The following is an 18,496-nucleotide window of genomic DNA, read 5'->3' on the forward strand; positions in this document are numbered from 1 at the left end:
TCTTTTAATACAATTAAATCAACTTATAATCAAGAATATATTTATCAATGAAATACTTACAATTATTGGGGAGTATAGCCGTACTATGCTGGTTATCTCCACCCGCTCAATCGCAAATGACAATTGGTACAAGTACTAAAGCTGCCAGCGGATCTCTTTTACAGTTAAAATCATCTGAAGTTAATGATGGTTCCTCAAATGCTGAAAAAGGGTTACTTCTACCACGTGTAGAGTTGGTTGAAGTAGATAAGGCCATTATGAAAACGGCTAATTCTCAAACGGATTTCAGCACTGCTAAAGATTCTCACACTGGCACCATCGTATATAACCTTACTGATAATACAGATACGCAAGAGGATAGTAGCAAACAATTATGTGTGGGTCCTTATGTATGGGAAGGTTCAGTATGGACACGTTTATGGAGTCCTTGTACTCAAGCCAATCAATTTCATATAGACTGTCAAAATCTTTCAGTTACAGTTTCTACTGAAATAGCTACTCAACTATCCGAACAAATAAGTTACAGTCAGTCCGGAAACCCTGTATCTTTAACCAATAATCAAAGTATTTTGGTTTCTCCGGATGATGGTAAAGGATTAGACGTACAGATTGATGGAGATCAGATATTAAATGGTACCGGAACAGTTTCCATTAAAATTGTTGGTACTTCTAATTCTACTACAGACTATATTATCCCTGTAAAAATTGAAAATTCACTATGTGAAATTCGCATTGTTATATCTAAAGTACAGGAATCTTTACGTGTTAATCCAACCTTAATAGAATTAGCCAGTGGACAGGATTTAAGAACGGTAAATAATCAAATATTTACTATTACCTGGCAGTCTGATACAAATACACCTACTATGGCTATGCCGACTGCTCCGTTTAAATTATCTACTGACCAAATTGGAAGTTCACCTTCTTCCATACAGGTTTCGGCTGATTCTATGACAGACAAAGAAATAGAAAATAATCCGTTTTTATATAAAAACTCATCTTCCTTAATTCAGTTAGGAAGTAATTCAGAAACGGTTAAATTTATTCAGCAAAACTATGCGATAGTTCCTAGTTTAACCAGCTATACGGTAACTATTGTCAATGCTACTAAATCTTTAACTATTCCTGTTGCTTCAAATGTTGTCTGGAATTCATCGGTAACCAGTGAGTCAGCCTCTGTAAAAAGTATTACGGTCAGTGGTGGTACAGAACTTACCGGAGGTACTTCAGCAACAAGTAACTTAATTGTTGAGTTAAATCGTCCTTCAGCAGATAAAAATGTAATTATAACTTTAACTGATGCAAATGCTGATCCAAAAGCGAAACCGGTTACTATCACCATAAAAATTATTAATGGTTCAGAAAGTAAAAATCTGGGAACTGCTGGCTGGTGGACAGCTGCTAACACTGTAGATGATGGAGGTGCTAATTGTAGTTCTGGATCTAGTCATCCGCAATCTGATCCTCCTTTGGCCGGATCCTGCAGATCTATAGGATCAGGATGGAGATTGCCTACTTTAGCTGAGCTAAAGGCTATGAATATCCCTAAAGATAACTGGAGTTTTATTATAGACGGATACTGGTCAAATCAATCCGGACCTGGTTGTACTTCTGCTATTTCATGGGAACGTGATAATAATGGGGCCGGAGGTACTCCAAGTGGAGAATTTAAGCAAGGTGTAAGAGTTAAATCTAACCGATTAAAAGTACGATGTGTATACGATGCTTCGCTGGATAAGTAGCAGTTAGCAATGAAATAATTATTTTATATATACTTTTGAATTAGAAAAAGGATAAAAACTGTAAATGTTTTTATCCTTTTTTTTAATTGAATTTTACCAATAAATCTAATTCACTTTCTTTTTTGTGATTGATTTTAGTAACTATCTGCTCCATATATATTTCTTCTGCTTTGCTAACCCAATTATGATAACTTGTATCGTGAGTTGAATAAGTATTTATAAAATTCAACAGTTTTGAAATGTCAAATGTATTGGCTGAAATACATTTTCCTGTTGATACTGCATCGCGCGCATTTATTTCCTGCTCTATATGTACAGGTATGACCATTACCGGTTTTTTCAGATAAAAAGATTCACAGATTGATTCAAATCCGGCTGTAGATATATAGCCTACACATTCTGTCATATATTGTATAAACTTCTGATCATTTAAAGTGTAAAATGTTAAGGTTTGGTCAATTTTCACTTCTTCTGGAACGTTTTTTTTATCCCAAAATATTTTAAGGTTTACCTCGGGATTTTTTTCATGCCAGCTCCGTATCTCTTTTTCAAACCCTTCGTTTAACAGATATCCGAGAATAAAAGTTCCCTTAGTGCTTCTTCCATTCCTGACCTCTTTTCTTAGTAAAGGGGGAACTACTTTAATCTTTTTATTACCCATTCTATCATCTACGGGATAAAATGATAAAGCCAGGATTTTATCTGCTTGTAAACCTGTCATCCAAGCATGAAAACGAAGAAAAATAAAATTTGACTTTAATTTATTTTCTTTGTATTTGTCACTTAAATAATTAAATAAATATTGATGCCCAATAGTAACTAATTGATTGTTTTTCCCGTAAATCAAGTGAGTAAACCCGGTAAGCATTTCATAAAAATTAATAACCACATCGGGCTGAAACTCCTGAATACTTTTACGTATTTTTTTTATACTTCGTATATATTCCATCGTTTTTAGTGGATTTGCATTGAAAAGTACAGTTTTTAACCAATTAACCTTTTTTTTATCTTTTTTAAAAATAAACGAAGGACTTTCTATAACTTCAACTTCACTACCTATTTTACGAATGAAATATTCAGGGACTTCTCTCTGACGACTCATACCTATGATTACTTTACCAATTTCATGTCCGTTTTTTCTAAGCATTTCAGATAAGACCAAAGCCTGTGTCATATGCCCTCTACCCTCTCCTTGTATTGTAAATAAGTATTTCATATTATTTGCAAATAGTATTCTTCTTCAAATTCATTTACAGGATCTTCTAGATTTATATAATCTTCCGGCTTATAATAATATAAACTCCAATTGCCCTGATAATCTTCTGTTAATGCTGATAATGATTCTACCCAGTCACCAGAATTGAGATACAATATTTCATTATATTTTTTTATTTCAGGGTGATGAATATGTCCACAGATTACTCCTTTGCATTTTTTTGCTCTTGCAATATCTACTATATGTTTTTCAAAATCACTGATATATGAAACAGAGAGTTTTATTTTATTTTTTATTTCCTTAGATAAAGAATAATAGGGTAATCCTTTTTTTAATCTCTTTTGATTATAAACTTTATTTACCCATAATAAAAACGTATAGCCTACATCTCCTAATTTAGCCAGCCAGCTAAAACGTGAAGTTACTTTATCGAAAACATCACCATGTAGAATATAATATGAGTTTTCGCCACTAGTGTATAGGTAATCCCTTACAATTTCGATATTCTGAAATTTCATGGGAACTACTTTATCCAGAAAATCGTCGTGATTTCCTCGTAGGTATATTATTTTGGTTTCATGCTGAATATCTAATATAAGCTTAATAAAATCAGTGTATTTTCTTTTCCATTTACCTTTTTTTCCTCTCATTATATTCCATCCATCAATAATATCACCACATAAGATAAGAGTGTCGCAGGTATTGTGTTTCAGATAACAAATTACTTCATCGGACTTACACCATTTTGAACCTAAGTGTAAATCAGAAATAACAATTGTTTTATGATGTTTCTTTTTATTCATTTATTAGTGCTTTGTATCTTCATCAAAGAAATAAAAGAATAATTAAAAAGTTGTTACTTACTGATTAAGAATAAATTAAATATTATAAAAAATTATTGAGCTGTGAGATTAGTAACCGGAGTTTTTAAGTCATGATAAAAAAGTATTTTCCAGTTATATTGTAATGCTTCCTGCTTCCAGTTTATCCGTTGTTGTTTGGCTTTTTTTCCATCATAATCAGATTTATAAGCAATGTCATAATTTAAATAAGCTGAAGCAGGTAAATTATCAGCACCGTAAAATGCTATAGTATCTGAATTTTTAATCCAAAATGCCTGGTGATAAGGAGTATGTCCTCCGGTTACCTGATATTTTATATAATCATTTATATGTCCTGAGTCAGCATTAAGCCAATGCACTGCAGAATTGTTTTTTAATGCTTCTATTAGTTTAAAATCATATGACAAGCTTTGTTTTTGTGAATTTGCATATTCAAATTCTCTTTGCTGAACATATATTGTAGCTTGGGGAAAATTTAATAAAAAATAATTGTTTTGTATTATACCTAATCCTCCGATGTGATCTTTATGTAAGTGAGAAATTAGTATCCTGGAAATTTCAGTTGGCTGTATGTTTATCTTTTCCAAGAGATGCAAAAGAACCGGTTTATCGTTACATAACCATCCTAAGCCACAATCCAGCATAATATATTCATTATGTACTTTAATTAAAAAAGGCTGAATCGCAATCTTTAAATCATTAGAGATTTCCCCCTCTTCTAATAAACGAAATTCTTTTTTCTTATTTACGAAAAAATCTCCTTCTTTCAATGGTATAATTTCCATAACATTAAGAAATTTTATTTGTTATTATTTTAAAATAGCTTATTATCAATTTTTTATAATAAGCTATTTACTAATTTATTTATTTTTTTTACGTGTAGAAAAATACGTTTGAAGGGCTACTGATAAAATAACAAAGAGTAATCCTAAATAAAAAGCAAAATTAACCTCTTTGCTTTCATTGAAAAACATAAAAGCCATTACTATTGCATATATTGGCTCTAAATTGAAACTTAAGTTTACTGTAAATGCAGGAATGTTCCTTAATGACTCGGCAAATAATACATATAAACCTACAGTACAGAATAAAGATAATAATAATAAATAAAACGTATCTTTAAAATTCGGTATAAGACTATCAACAGGAAAAAAGTAAAGGTAAAGTGGTAATATTAATCCTAAACCTATGGTGCCTCCCATCATTTGATAGTAGTTTATTATTTTACTGTCGTATATTTTTACTAATTTTTCATTATATATAGTATATAAGGCTGCAAAAGAAGAAGAAATTATTCCTAAGATTATTCCCGTCTGGTAGGATGTATCAAAATGAAAAATCAGGCTTATACCTAAAAGAGTGACGGCACTTAATAGTAATTCTGTTATATTAAACTTTTTACGGTTAATTATAGGTTCAAAAATAGCGGTAAAAAAGCTGGTCAAACAATAGCAAACGACCCCTATGGATATGTTAGAATATTTAATGCTGGCATAAAAAAATACCCAGTGTATTGTTATAAACATTCCTACTCTTGCTATTTTAAACCTTTCCTTGAAATTATGTGTTGTATCAACAACTTTGAATATCTTTAAAATAAAAAATAAAATTAAAAAGGAAAAAAATACGCGGTACCATACCAGTAATCCTTCATTTAATGAAATTAATTTACCGAAAACTCCGGTAAAACCAGCTAGTAATACGGCTAAATGTAATATTAAATATGATTTTTTCATAAAAAATTATCTTCCTGCCTTTTTAATAAGGCAATTGTTATACTTATTAATAATTATGGTTCTCCGGATAATCTTTTAATACCGGATTGTTGAAAAACATTCTTAAATTATTAAAATCATAGTGGTGGAGGAAGACAACTTTCTCTGTTCATATATCGGATTTTAAACAAATATAAAAGTTTTATCAGATAATTTGTTATTTATTTTTATGTTAACTTACTGTAAGATATTTTTTATAAATTCAACCATTTATCTTTTTTTAGTTCATAAACAAAATTAGGATTTACAGGTTCTTTTGAATGGTATGCAATATTCTCTTCACTTATTTTTTCAGCCCCTAAACGTGTAACTGCAATTTGAGAACGAATGTTGGTGGCTCCGACCTGAAAGTATATTTTATCAACATATTGAAATATATAGTTAATCATTAATTTCTTTACTGAGGGATTAATTCCTTTACCCCAATATTTTACCGCATAAAAAGTAAAACCTATCATAATGCTGTTCTCATTCTCTATATAATTATAAAAACGTGTACTTCCTATAAACTCGCCGGATAATTTATCAATTATTACATATGCTCCTCCACTTTCCATTCCGCCTTTAAAAAATAACTCGAAAACTTCTTTTTTCCATCTGTCATTTACCGGGTGTTGTTTCCATATAGCAGGATCTGAGGCTACTTTATAAAGTAAATCAAAATCCTTTTCGTCCAATGGATTTAATAATATTTCATTATTCTCTAAGGGGGTTTGTATTGAAAAATTCATAACCTGTGTTTTTAATTTTTCAAATTTACTCTTAATTTGGACTACCTTTATATACCAATTTTATTAAAATGGATAGTCCAATAATTATTTCGTTATTTTCACAGTTAAAATTAGATAAATACGCAAATACGTCTTTATATATTCAACTGAGTGATTATATTATAGATGGCATTAAACAGGGAAAATTATTACCCGGATATAAACTTCCAAGTACAAGAAGACTCTCAGAGCTACTTAATATTAACAGAATAACTGTTAGTAAAGCTTTTCAGGAATTGGAACAACAGGGTTGGATGGAAAGCTTTATTGGAAAAGGTAGTTTTATTTCATCTTCTTTACCTCAATTATCTAACTATGAGTTCAGTCCGGGTAATTCAGATTTTTTAAAACATTCAGGTTTTAAAATTTCAAAAAATATTTCCATTGATTCTCATTATCCGGTTATAAATTCTCGTTTACGTTTAGATGATGGTTTTCCCGACTTGAGACTCAGCCCAATTAAAGAATTAACTAAAGCGTATCAAAATCAAAGCAACAGTCGTAAATTTTATTTTCAATACGGAACATATAGTACTCCTTCAGGTTCACGAATTTTAAGAAAATCGTTATCTGAATATTTAAATTATTCTAGAGCTTTGCAAACTACGGAAAATAATATTTTAACTGTAAAAGGCACTACTATGGGTATACATCTTGTATGCAGTGGTTTACTTGAACCCGGAGACTGTGTTGTAATGGAAAATCCCGGGTGGAAACGAGCGGAAGATAATTTTAAATTTTTTAAGGCCGAAATATTGAAAGTCTCTGTTGATACTTACGGGTTATCAACTGAGGAATTGGAAAATATATGCATAAGAAAAAAAATACGTTTAGTCTACGTAACTTCTCATCATCAATATCCAACTACTGTTACTTTGCGGATGGATCGTAGGTTAGAATTAATTAGGTTATCTGAAAAATATAAATTTATACTCTTTGAGGATGATTATGATTTTGATTTTCATTATAAGCAAAAACCGTTACAACCACTAGCAAGCTTAGACAAACATGGAATGGTTATTTATTGTGGTTCTTTTAGTAAAATTCTTGCCCCTGTTTTTCGATTAGGTTATTTGGTTGCTTCCGAAAATGTAATTGAACATTTAACTAAAATACGTTTGATAACCGACAGACAGGGTGATTATGTGTTAGAAAATGCAATGGCTGAACTAATAGATGAAGGTATTATTCAAAGATATTTACGAAAAGCTGTGAAAATATATAAGGAAAGAAGAGATTACTTTTGTTTTCTTCTTAACAGAGATCTTACGGATCAGATAGAGTTTTCTATTCCTGAAGGAGGCTTGGCGGTATGGTGTCAGTTTAATATTAAAACGAATTTGATTAATTTGTCTAAAAAAGCACTTATTCATGAGTTAGATATTTCGAATAGTCATATAGTACATAATCAACCTTTGCATTCAAATTTTATTCGTTTAGGATTTGCCTCCAGCACATTAGAAGAATTAGAGGAAAATGTATCAATTTTAAAGCAAATAATGTAAAGCAAAATAAAGAGATAATAAGTTACTTCTTTATTTTGCTTTATATATTTTAAATCAAAGTAAAGGTCCGCCTACGGGTAAAACTGATTTTCCAAAGTATCCTGACAAATATTTTGCAAATAATGCATAAAAAGTCAATAATGAAATGGTTAGTTCTGAGTATGAGGCTACATCGTGCCAAACATCTCCCATTCCAAATGAATCCATACTTAGTGCAAAAAACAGCAGACAAATATCAGCCATTAACAAAAACATTACTACTGACATTTTTAATGAAGAAATGGTTAATACAATACTTAAGAGTAAATAGGAAATAAATGCGAATCCTAATTGTTTGGTATCGGTTGTTGAAGCTAATGTATCTCCAAAACATCCTAATTTTATCAGCCAGCTGAAACAGACGGTTATCCAAAAAAGACCATAGGCGCAAAAGGCGGTAGCTCCAAATAGATTATTATGTTTGAAATCGTAAAATCCTGCAATCAGTTGAGCAATCCCTCCTAAAAAGAGAGCCCAGGGTATTACTAATGATAACCCTTCTGTTATTCCCATTTTTTGAGAAGATGCTACTAATGTTACCAAAGCAAGGCCAAATAAGCCGAGAGGTGTAGGATCTGCTACCTGAATTTTCATTGCTCTTATTTCCATATTATTACAATTTTGTGGTTTATATTTTATTTTGAATATAGTTTTTATAATTTATCAACCATTATTTATAATGTTTTTATTTTATTATCTAAATTATATAAAATTTTGATTTTCAATATTAACATATATTAATATAATTGCAAATACCTAGTTATAGGAAAAAAATACCTAAGAAGTCTTATAATTTATTAATTAAAATATAAACAGTCCCGTTTAAAATATATAAACAGGACTGCTTTCATAATTAAAAAAAATTAGATCTATTAATTTATATATTCTGATCTACTGGTTCTTTTACCATCTTTAGATCGACTACGAATCATAACATTTTGTGCGTTATCTGGTAATCGTACGGGTTTATCATAGGCAATCCAGGTTTGACCTTTATCTGTTGAGTATTCAATATTTAAAGAAGGTAATATAATATTGGCAGTTAAAACCTGATTATTAATTTTTGCACCTGGTACAGGTAGTCTGTAAAGAATTTCTGAATTTTCAAGTTTAGAAAGTTCTTTTTGACCTACATAATTAGCAAATTTAATCCAGTCTTTTTTTAGTAAATCTGTATTCACCCAATGGGTTTCTCCTTTTTTGTAATTTCTGTCCTTCTGATAATCTAATTCCCAGTCAGACTTATGCCATGCGCGTTCAGCAACTGCTAATAATCGTGGAAAAAGCATATATTCCATTTCTTCTGGTGTACGAATGGTTTCTTCCCAGATATGTGCTGAAATTCCGGCTATACCTTTCCACTCTCCAACTGATTTTCCTTCAAAAACGTTTCCGTCTCTGTCTACGGATGTTTCGGCATTTTGTGGTAAATTTTCAGGAGCAAAAGAAAAGACTTTTTGAATGTTATTAGAGCGGGTAGCCCAATAATATCCAGGTTCTTTTGTATTAACTTCGTTGGGCATATCCAGATAAACATAATCCGGATTGGAAATAATAACCTGATATCCTTTGTTTCTCCATTCGTTAACAGATTCACTTCCTCCCCAATATAAAGGATCCCAAAAGTTAACATATACTTTATCAGTTGCAAAATCTTTGCTGTTATCTACATGTTTTAGTCCATCCTGCCAGGCCTGCATGGAATTAATATTTAAATTTTTTAAAATTTTACTTACTTCTACGGCAAATACTCCTGGTAAATGTTCAAAATTCTGAGCTTTTCCCTGAGCTATAAAATTTTTACAAACCTGAGATTTTTCAAAAGGATGATCTTCTTTACTTTGATCGATCGTTCCTTTCCACGTCACTTTATCTGCTGCATTAATATCCTGAAATCCAGCTCCGAATTTAATATTTTTAGCCTCATCTCCTCCGAAATGCCAGGTAGTTATCGGATGGCCTGCTTCTTTATGCATGGCAGCCATTTCTTCAATAATTTTAGTAACAAACTTTTTTGAAGAATCCATACATAGATTCAGATATCCTGTACGATCATAATATTGTACAGAAGTAGTATTTGAAAGATCTGTCGGATCTTTAAGCCTGAATTCTTCAGCTTCTTTAAGCTTTCCTTGATTTTTTAAGCGGTTATATCTTGCTTCCATAGATACGACTGCTGCTCTTGCATGAGCCGGCATATTAATTTCCGGAATTACATCAATATATCTTGCTTTGGCATATTTGAGAATGTCAATATAATCAGACTTAGTGTAAAATCCTGTACCCGCATTATCTGAAAATGGACCGGATCCCAGTTGTGGCAAAAGACAATTTTGCTCACTTAAATCATGACATCGTTTTCCACCAACTTCGGTAAGTTCAGGAAGACCTTGAATTTCAATTCTCCAACCTTCATCATCTGTAAGGTGAAAATGAAATTTATTCATTTTATATTTAGACATCTGATCCAATACTTTTAAAATAGCTTCTTTACTTTTAAAGTTTCTTCCCACATCTATCATTAAACCTCTGTAGTCAAATCTTGGATAATCTTCAATTTTCAAAGCCGGAAGAACGGCAGGTGTTTCCTGAGGTAATAAAGATATTACTGATTGTACTGCATAGAACAGGCCTCTTTCATCATAGGCAACTATATCAGTTCCATTATCTTTAATTTCTAATTTGTAAGCACCTGAAATTTTATTTAAAAATTCTTTAGGTTTGATATTTCCAACTATTTTATATCCTTGAGTACTGACAGGTATGTTACATCTTTTAAATTGATTTTCCAAGACAAGTTTACTTTCACTATCCAAACCTTTTATATCCAGATTTATCCCTTTATCTGTTAAAAGAATATTGGTCTTATATATTTCCGCTTTAACCGGAGTTGGCAATATATGACCGCGTAAATCCTGAGGTGATAGTAGGGTAATTGTTTGATCCTGTTCAAATCTACTTTCAGGGTTCATTAAAATGTTGTGATCTTCTGGAGTTCTCTTCCATAAATCTCCAGTAATCGGGCTTACATAAAAAGAGGTATCTTCCGTATCTGTATTTGTCATAATTTTGGGTTGAGCCTGTCCAGAAGTGACATACCATCTGGGCATTACATCTGTTTCCTGCAATTGCCAGTATTCTCCAATAATGGGTATATCAGTTACTTTGTTCGATTGAAAACCTGTAAATAGATTTGTTGGTTCCAATTTATGTAAATCACCGGTTATATGACTAATTTTGAATTGAGGATTATCTACTTTTAATATTCTTCTTATGCTGTGAAAATATATGGTCCAGTTTTTATCATTTATATCTTTACCTTTGTTATAAAATGATATAAGAGCTTTATTACACGATCCCCAATCAGCTCCCAGAGCAGAACAATCCACTCCGTGAGAAGCTGCGAAATTGTCAACGATTTTATAATTCAATTGTAATTGGCTACTCATTACATCTACAATCATCTGCTCTGAAGTATGGTTGTTTGTTTGTGCCACAATGTATGGAGACATACATATAAAAAAAGCAGTAATTAAAGAAATTTTTAAGGTTCTCATAATTTATTATTTTAGTGAGCTAAAGAGTTTATTTTTGTGGTGATAAAACCGTAAAAGGCAAAATCACAAATATTTTAAGGTCATGTTCATCCTGGAAAATGTTTCCATATCCACCAGACCATGGAGCGTTTTTCGAATTATTATTGTAATTGGTATAATGTATTTGAAACAAAGTACCTTTGAAACTACCTTTGGGAATAACATAACCTAAATCCAGATTCCAGGCTCTTTCCCAAATTTTCTGTGTTTGATCATATATTGGATTTTTGCTGGGTCGTGCATCCCAACCGTAAGCATAAGATGCTGCAATTTTAAAACCTTCAAGGAAAGAAAACAGATTTTTTAAATCATAACTTATTTCTCCAAAAATCGCTTTTTCATCATGAGCATCAAAATCAGAACGAGAATTCCACCAGATATCTAACCTTCCTTGCGTAGATGCATAAGCTGAAGTCATTCTTTGTAGGAAAAATCCTTGTTCACCTTTTGCCTGTACAGCTGTTCCTTCTAATTTCCATCCAACAGGGCCCGTTTGATAAAATAATGTAATTCCCTGTAACCAAGCCAATCCGTCATATACTTTTGTTCCTGAATGATCTTGATCCTGTGAACCGTAAAACTGGTAACTCATGCTTAGCGGATTGTTTGCAATATTTGTTTTATAAGATATTTTACCTAAATATTGATTGAGATAATGTGCACTTTGTCCGAAAGCAGCTTCCAATACCAAATTATTTTTAAAATCGTACTTTGCTCCTAAGGAATGCAAATAATTTACTCTTTCTGAATCAGGACCCATTCTGTAAAATTTATCCAGTTTTCTATACCAAGGAGTTTTATATCGATCGGTCCACATATAGGAGGCAGAAAGAACCCCTGATTTTCCAAAGTCTAATACTGTTCCAACTTCGAAGCCTTCATAAGTTCCAGGTAATAAACTCCAGTGCGGAGCTAACAAAGTCTGACCAGAGGGTTGAATATACCCTACTTTTGCCCAAAGATAATTTTTTAATCTAAAATCGATTAAGGCTTTATAGAAGCTTACTCCGTCAGAATCTTCATCCCAGGTTTCTCTCCATCGCGATTTATGGTTACTGAAAGCTATTTCACTAGGTAAGGTACTTCCTCCGCTATGTGGCTGCCAAACTCCATAACCACCCAGTTCAACTGAAAACATTTTGGCTATAGGTGCCGATTTAAAATTTAATTCGGCAGTAAATGTTGTTTGTATAATGTCATTTACATAGTCTTTGGTGATTACGTTTTTACGCTCTCTGTTTCTATCCCAAAAATATAATGTACCACCCAATGAAGATTTTTTTAAAATTCCTTTTTTACTATTTTGGGTAGTGAGATCATCTGCAGCATAAATTTCATTTTGTAATAAAGAATCGGGAGGTGTGTTAAGTCTCTCTTTTAATTTTGTGCTATCTGTGTCTATTTTAATATTCTGCTCTATTGAATAAAATATGTAATTAACCGCATTTAGATTTATTCTAGCTTTAATATCAGAGTTACAATATTCTGAGATTGCACAGATATTACCGGATAAAAATATTGGAGAAAGCAGAATGAGTGATAATGAATATATATATCTCATTATTTTATGGTTAAAATGTTAATATATATCTGGCATTCACATGTAAATTAATAATATAAAGAATCTCACCCTATATTATCTTATTAAATAAATGCCAGATAACCAATAATTTACTGTTTAATCTATATTTATAAGATTATCTTTCTCCAATTGTTTAAAATATCTGTAGGTGCCTACAGTTATTTCATAAACAGCCTGTTCATCACAAACAATAATTCCTTTAGGATGCAACTGTAATGCTGAAACAGTCCATCTTTGGCTTATTCCTCCTTCAATCACTTTTGCAAGCGCCCTGGCTTTGCTGTGTCCGTTGGCTATAATTATAACTTCTTTAGCACTAAGAATAGTTTCAACTCCTACAGTCAAAGCCGTTTTAGGTACTTTGGTCATGTCATTGTCAAAAAATCTGGAATTAGCAACTATCGTATCTTCTGTTAGTGTTTTAATACGTGTTTTAGATGTAAATGAAGATCCAGGCTCGTTAAATGCAATATGTCCGTCAGGACCAATTCCACCTAAAAAAAGATCTATTCCTCCAACACTTTTTATTTTTTCTTCGTAATCATTACACTCTTTTTCCAGATCTTCGGCATTACCATTTAGAATATTTATATTTTCCTGCTGAATGTCAATGTGATCAAAAAAGTTTTTTCTCATAAAAAAGTGATAACTCTCCGGGTGGTCTTCAGCAATACCAACATATTCATCCATGTTAAAAGTAATCACATCTTTAAATGAAACTCTTTTATCATTATATGCATTGATTAAATATTGGTAGGTTCCTAACGGCGTAGATCCTGTGGGTAATCCTAATACAAATTTTTTGTCCTTTTGTTGAGCTTTGTTAATTTCTTTTATGATATATTCTGCTGTCCAGTAAGATACAGAATTATAGTTGGGTTGAATTAGTAATCTCATAAATTTAGTGTTATAAAAGTTTATATTCTACAAACGCTTCAATGGCTTCATAGCTTGCTAATCCCAGCTGATGATACTTTTCTGCTGTAGTCCTGTTTCTTTCTTCAGATCTTTGCCAGAAAAGACGTTCATCTGATCCTAAAAATGGAGCATTTTCCATTTGAGACTGATGTTTTAAAATAGCATTTCTTTTAAATCTAAGTTCTTCGGGTGACATAGGAACAGCCATTTCAATATGTTCAATTTCCCATTCCTGCCAGGCTCCTCTGTACATCCATATCCGGCAGTCATTAAGCCACTCTTCTCCCTTTAATTCATCAAAAGCAGCTAAAATTGCATCTAAACATACCTTATGCGTTCCGTGGGGATCTGCTAAATCTCCTGCCACAAAAACCTGATGAGGCTTTACTTCTTGTAATAAATTTTTAATGATTTTTACATCTGCTTCAGAAATCGGATTTTTCTTAATCTTTCCGGTTTCATAAAATGGAAGATCTAAAAATTTAGCTTTATTTAAATCTGCACCAACGTACCGACATCCATTTAAAGCTTCTTGTCTTCTTATATGTCCTTTAATGAATAAAATATCAGGGGTATCAGAATCTCCTTCCTTTTTTTCATGCAAAACATAATTTAAAATTTCTTCATATTTTTTTTGCAGTGCTATATTTTCAGAATCATATTTTTTCCTGACATCTTCCAACAAAGAAACATATCTGATAAGATCTTCATCTCCTACTGCAATATTTCCTGAAGTCTGGTAAGCTACGTGAACATCATGTCCTTGTTCTACTAAACGCCTGAATGTTCCCCCCATAGAAATAACATCATCATCGGGATGTGGGCTAAAAAGTATAATCCTTTTAGGATAGGGCTCTGAACGTTCCGGCCGATTAGTATCATCAGCGTTTGGTTTTCCACCCGGCCATCCGGTTATGGTGTGTTGTAAATCATTAAAAACTTTAATATTTACATTATATGCTGAATTATAAAGCGATAAAAGTTCTTCCAATCCATGATCCTGATAGTCTTTATTAGTAAGCTTCAAAATTGGTTTATCCAATTTTTCACATAGCCAGACAATAGCTCTTCTAATAAGTTTATTAGTCCAATTGCAACTGGACACTAACCAGGGTCTGTTAATTCTTGTTAGTCCGTATGCTGCGCTCAGGTCTGTGTAAATAGATGCATTGGAATGATTTTGAAGACAAGTTGCCGGAACTGTATCGGTTATACTTCCTTCTACGGATTCATATACACTTTTAGATTTATCTTCACCCCAGGCCACTAGAGCTATTTCTTTGGACTTCATCAGGCTTGAAATACCCAATGTTATAGCACTTGACGGCACTTTTTCAATTGTTCCAAAAAAATTGATAGCTTCCTTTCTAGCTTGCAAATTTAAGAGTACTAAACGGGTAGACGAATTAATACTTGCTCCAGAAAAATTCAGGCCTACTCCTCCCCCTTGGCTTAAATTAACTAAAATATAATCTAGTCCTCCTTTTTCTTTGATTAATCTTTCATAGTTTTTGCAGTAGTCTAATATTTCTTCTTTAGGAATATTTCCTTCCGGAGAATGCACATTACTTTTTTTAATATCTACCTGATCAAGTAATAACTCATTTAAAAGGCTTAAACATACAAGTGTTTGGTTTTGAGGTTGATAAAATTCATAAGTATTAAAAACAATTACATTTTCAAAACTAAGACCTTCTTCTTTATGTTTTCTTACCAATTCACTATATATAGTTTGAAGCGCATAATCACCACATAATCCCAATACAAAAACTTCATTTAATTGTTGTTTTGATTTAATACCGTCGGCAATGGTATTTGCTATACCAACGGAGGCTTCTACCTGAGATTCAAAAATATGGGTAGGTATTTTTTCGTATCGGGTTAATACCGATAGCTCATATTCATTTTCGGGTTTGTAAAATTGTTTAGGAACTGTATTTAATACAATTTTAGAGCTTAAATTAAATTTCATACGATTATTGTATTTAAAATTCAGATATTAAAGTTAAACAAGTTTAGATACTTCATTTTTGACCAAGGAAGCAGCTCCTAAAACACTGATATCTTTAACTTCTGAAAGACGAATAACCAGTTTTTCAACATTTTTAGGAAATAAAAAACCTTCTAAATACTTATGCATAGAAGGTGAGAAAAATTCAAAAGATTTGGAAACGCTTCCTCCAAATACAATGGCCTGTGGGTCATATGTAAATAATACGAAGGAAACTAAAGCTCCTACATGTTTACCGAATTCTTCCCAAATTTGTAAAGCTTCTGTATTTCCTTCTTTTGCCTGATTAAACAAATCAAAACTGGTAGTATGACTGTGGAAACGTTTGAAAAAATGACTACTGCAATATCCTTCGTACGTAGAATCTAAATAAGGTACGCACCCAATTTCTCCAGCGGCAGTATTTGCCCCTATATATAGTTCTTCATTGAATATTAGTCCTGAACCTAATCCGGTTCCCATAGCAATGCAAACAATATTACTATATTCTTTTGCTAAACCGTAATGTTTATGTCCCAGCGCAAAGCAATTAGCATCATTATTTACATAAGTGGGTACTGAAAATTCTTGTTCAAGTTTTTCTTTAAGATGTACTTCTTTCCAGGAAGGTATATTATTTAAATTATATACAATTCCTAATTTTACATCAACAGTAGAGGGTACTCCAATCCCAATCCCAACTACATCAGGTGTAATAATTTCATGTATCATATTTTTAACCTGATCCACAATTACATCTTCCGGCTGATCTGCTTTGCAAGGCTCTTTCAGAATTTTAATTATTCCAGAATCATCTACTAATGCCACACGAATATTAGTACCACCAATATCGATGCCAATTTTTTTAAAGTTGTTCATAATTAATTTTTTTATTAATATATTATAAAATAAATTTAAATTTATATAATAAGTATAAAGAGTTTAATGAAATCAATACTGTTTGTATAGCAAACAAATATAGGTTAAAATCTTAATCTATCAAAATATTTTAGATTAGATATCTGCATATTTCAATACATTTATCTTTAAATGTAAATATCAAAGAATAAATTATGATATATTCTTAATAAATTATTTTTTTTTGATAATGTGATTAAATTTAAATTAATATTAGCCTTAATTTTATGTATATTATTATAAGATAAAAAAACTAATAAAATAAATTTAGATCAATTTTAAATTAAATATAAAGGTTACGGTTAGCATCAAAATTTGTGTGCAGGTATTAAAGAAAATATAAATATAGTTTTTAGTGTACTGTAAAAAATTTGGAGTATGTAATTTATTTTTACATACTCCAAAAAAATATAATTAAATACTTAGTTTCTTCCTGATGGTTTTAGGTATTGCCGCCTTATTAATTAACAAGGCTGTAGTTTTGTATTGTACATAGGGTTTTGTTACATATATATATCCTTGAAAATCGTTAGTAATTCCCCATGAGTTTTTTACAATATAATAATTTTTTCCGGTCTGATCTGTAGCTGTACCTACTATATGCATACCATGATCGTCTGTAGTAGTTCTATTATTAAATGCATCCTGACGCATTTGCTCCGTTATTAATTTATCAGGTTGAGGCTGAGTAAATAAATTCGCTTTTTGTTCAGCTGAAAGATTATACAAGTCTAAATCGGGTACGTAAGCAACTCCATTTTTCCAGCTGAAATAAGGTTCACTTACATCTGTTGCCCACCCAACGGTATAGCCATGGTCTAATGCAAAATCTATAATTTGTGTTAATTCATTCATGGGAACATTATATGCATGATCTCCACTCCAGTTATCCGGTAAGGGTAAAAAATTTTGTGTATAATATGGATAATCTTTGTACGAAGCTATTTCTACATAATCATTAGGATCTAATGCTATAATTTCATTGGCAAAGGTTTGTGGAGTATACGTTTTCCCGTTGTAAACAAATGAATTAGGAACTGCTCCTAAATATTTATCTAAAATATCAGAAAAATTCTTGGTCCAGTTTATATCTATGGGAGGAGTTTGATTCTTTAAAGACACCAAATATTCTTCCAATTCACTCTGCATTGCAGTAAAATTATTTTTTGTAGCCCCATTAATTAAACCTGTATATGCTTCTTGTGGAACAATACCATACTTTTTATACATATTAATAACATCGTGAAGTTCACCGCCATCGCCGTAATTAATTGATCCATCCATTAAAATATACATTTTGGCCTTATCTTCATAAGTCATTCTTGCTGTATAGATTTCCGCAATATCAACTACCTTATTGTATTTTTTATAAACTTCGGATTCTAAAAATGAATTTCCGGAATAACTCCAACAGGTCCCTGATGAACCTTGATTTTTAACTGATGTGTTATCAAGCTGTTTTATTATGGTAAACTGAAAATTAGTTTGTTCCGATTTATTATCTTTAATTCTATTAATTAAATCATCCTGTGCAAAAATTCCTGAACAAGTGAAAAGCAACATTGCAGATACAATCAATCTTCTCATATTTTTAATTTTTAGA

14 protein-coding genes are annotated in these 18,496 nt (G+C 31.6%); 2 read left to right on the forward strand and 12 right to left on the reverse strand.

Annotated features, from left to right (window positions below; genetic code table 11):
* The first annotated feature begins 47 nt into the window (after positions 1-47).
* Positions 48-1,742, forward strand: a complete 1,695-nt coding sequence (locus tag EQ921_RS08320; RefSeq protein ID WP_128331299.1) for a hypothetical protein — start codon at positions 48-50, stop codon at positions 1,740-1,742.
* Positions 1,743-1,824: 82 nt separating this feature from the next.
* Here EQ921_RS08320 and EQ921_RS08325 read toward each other — a convergent pair whose 3' ends face one another.
* The 5 genes from EQ921_RS08325 to EQ921_RS08345 form a co-directional block, all read right to left on the reverse strand.
* Entirely contained in the window at positions 1,825-2,958 is a 1,134-nt protein-coding gene (locus EQ921_RS08325; protein ID WP_128331300.1) for a glycosyltransferase family protein, read from the reverse strand.
* The gene (locus EQ921_RS08330) at positions 2,955-3,761 is read right to left on the reverse strand and encodes a UDP-2,3-diacylglucosamine diphosphatase (RefSeq protein WP_128152684.1); all 807 of its coding nucleotides are present in this window, start codon (positions 3,759-3,761) and stop codon (positions 2,955-2,957) included. Before EQ921_RS08330 ends, EQ921_RS08325 begins: the two co-directional genes overlap by 4 nt.
* Before the next feature lie 92 nt (positions 3,762-3,853).
* The gene (locus tag EQ921_RS08335) at positions 3,854-4,585 is read right to left on the reverse strand and encodes an MBL fold metallo-hydrolase (protein WP_128331301.1); all 732 of its coding nucleotides are present in this window, start codon (positions 4,583-4,585) and stop codon (positions 3,854-3,856) included.
* Between the two features lie 75 nt (positions 4,586-4,660).
* Positions 4,661-5,536, reverse strand: a complete 876-nt coding sequence (locus EQ921_RS08340) for a DMT family transporter (RefSeq protein ID WP_128331302.1) — start codon at positions 5,534-5,536, stop codon at positions 4,661-4,663.
* Positions 5,537-5,769: 233 nt separating this feature from the next.
* Positions 5,770-6,306: a GNAT family N-acetyltransferase gene (locus EQ921_RS08345; protein ID WP_128331303.1), complete on the reverse strand. Its 537-nt coding sequence runs from the start codon at positions 6,304-6,306 to the stop codon at positions 5,770-5,772.
* A 68-nt stretch (positions 6,307-6,374) separates the two neighbouring features.
* On the opposite strand from EQ921_RS08345, the gene EQ921_RS08350 reads away from it, so the two are divergent.
* Positions 6,375-7,850 (forward strand): PLP-dependent aminotransferase family protein, encoded by a 1,476-nt coding sequence (locus EQ921_RS08350; RefSeq protein ID WP_128331304.1) that lies wholly within the window; start codon positions 6,375-6,377, stop codon positions 7,848-7,850.
* A gap of 54 nt (positions 7,851-7,904) precedes the next feature.
* Here EQ921_RS08350 and EQ921_RS08355 read toward each other — a convergent pair whose 3' ends face one another.
* The 7 genes from EQ921_RS08355 to EQ921_RS08385 form a co-directional block, all read right to left on the reverse strand.
* Complete coding sequence (locus EQ921_RS08355) at positions 7,905-8,498, reverse strand: acetate uptake transporter family protein (RefSeq protein WP_128152680.1); 594 nt, start codon at positions 8,496-8,498, stop codon at positions 7,905-7,907.
* A gap of 263 nt (positions 8,499-8,761) precedes the next feature.
* Positions 8,762-11,446, reverse strand: coding sequence for a beta-N-acetylhexosaminidase (locus EQ921_RS08360; protein WP_128331305.1), 2,685 nt, complete (start codon positions 11,444-11,446; stop codon positions 8,762-8,764).
* A gap of 28 nt (positions 11,447-11,474) precedes the next feature.
* On the reverse strand, positions 11,475-13,046 hold the full coding sequence (locus EQ921_RS08365; protein ID WP_128331306.1) for an OprD family outer membrane porin: 1,572 nt from the start codon (positions 13,044-13,046) through the stop codon (positions 11,475-11,477).
* Positions 13,047-13,163: 117 nt separating this feature from the next.
* Positions 13,164-13,964, reverse strand: coding sequence for a glucosamine-6-phosphate deaminase (gene nagB / locus EQ921_RS08370; protein WP_128331307.1), 801 nt, complete (start codon positions 13,962-13,964; stop codon positions 13,164-13,166).
* 10 nt (positions 13,965-13,974) lie between these two features.
* Entirely contained in the window at positions 13,975-15,957 is a 1,983-nt protein-coding gene (locus tag EQ921_RS08375) for a glucosamine-6-phosphate deaminase (RefSeq protein ID WP_128331308.1), read from the reverse strand.
* Positions 15,958-15,990: 33 nt separating this feature from the next.
* The gene (locus EQ921_RS08380) at positions 15,991-16,854 is read right to left on the reverse strand and encodes an ROK family protein (RefSeq protein ID WP_128331309.1); all 864 of its coding nucleotides are present in this window, start codon (positions 16,852-16,854) and stop codon (positions 15,991-15,993) included.
* Positions 16,855-17,307: 453 nt separating this feature from the next.
* Positions 17,308-18,480, reverse strand: a complete 1,173-nt coding sequence (locus tag EQ921_RS08385; RefSeq protein ID WP_128331310.1) for an aminopeptidase C — start codon at positions 18,478-18,480, stop codon at positions 17,308-17,310.
* Positions 18,481-18,496: the final 16 nt, after the last annotated feature.

Origin of the sequence: Apibacter sp. HY039 (genome assembly GCF_004023655.1) — a bacterium.
Classification (GTDB): domain Bacteria; phylum Bacteroidota; class Bacteroidia; order Flavobacteriales; family Weeksellaceae; genus Apibacter; species Apibacter raozihei.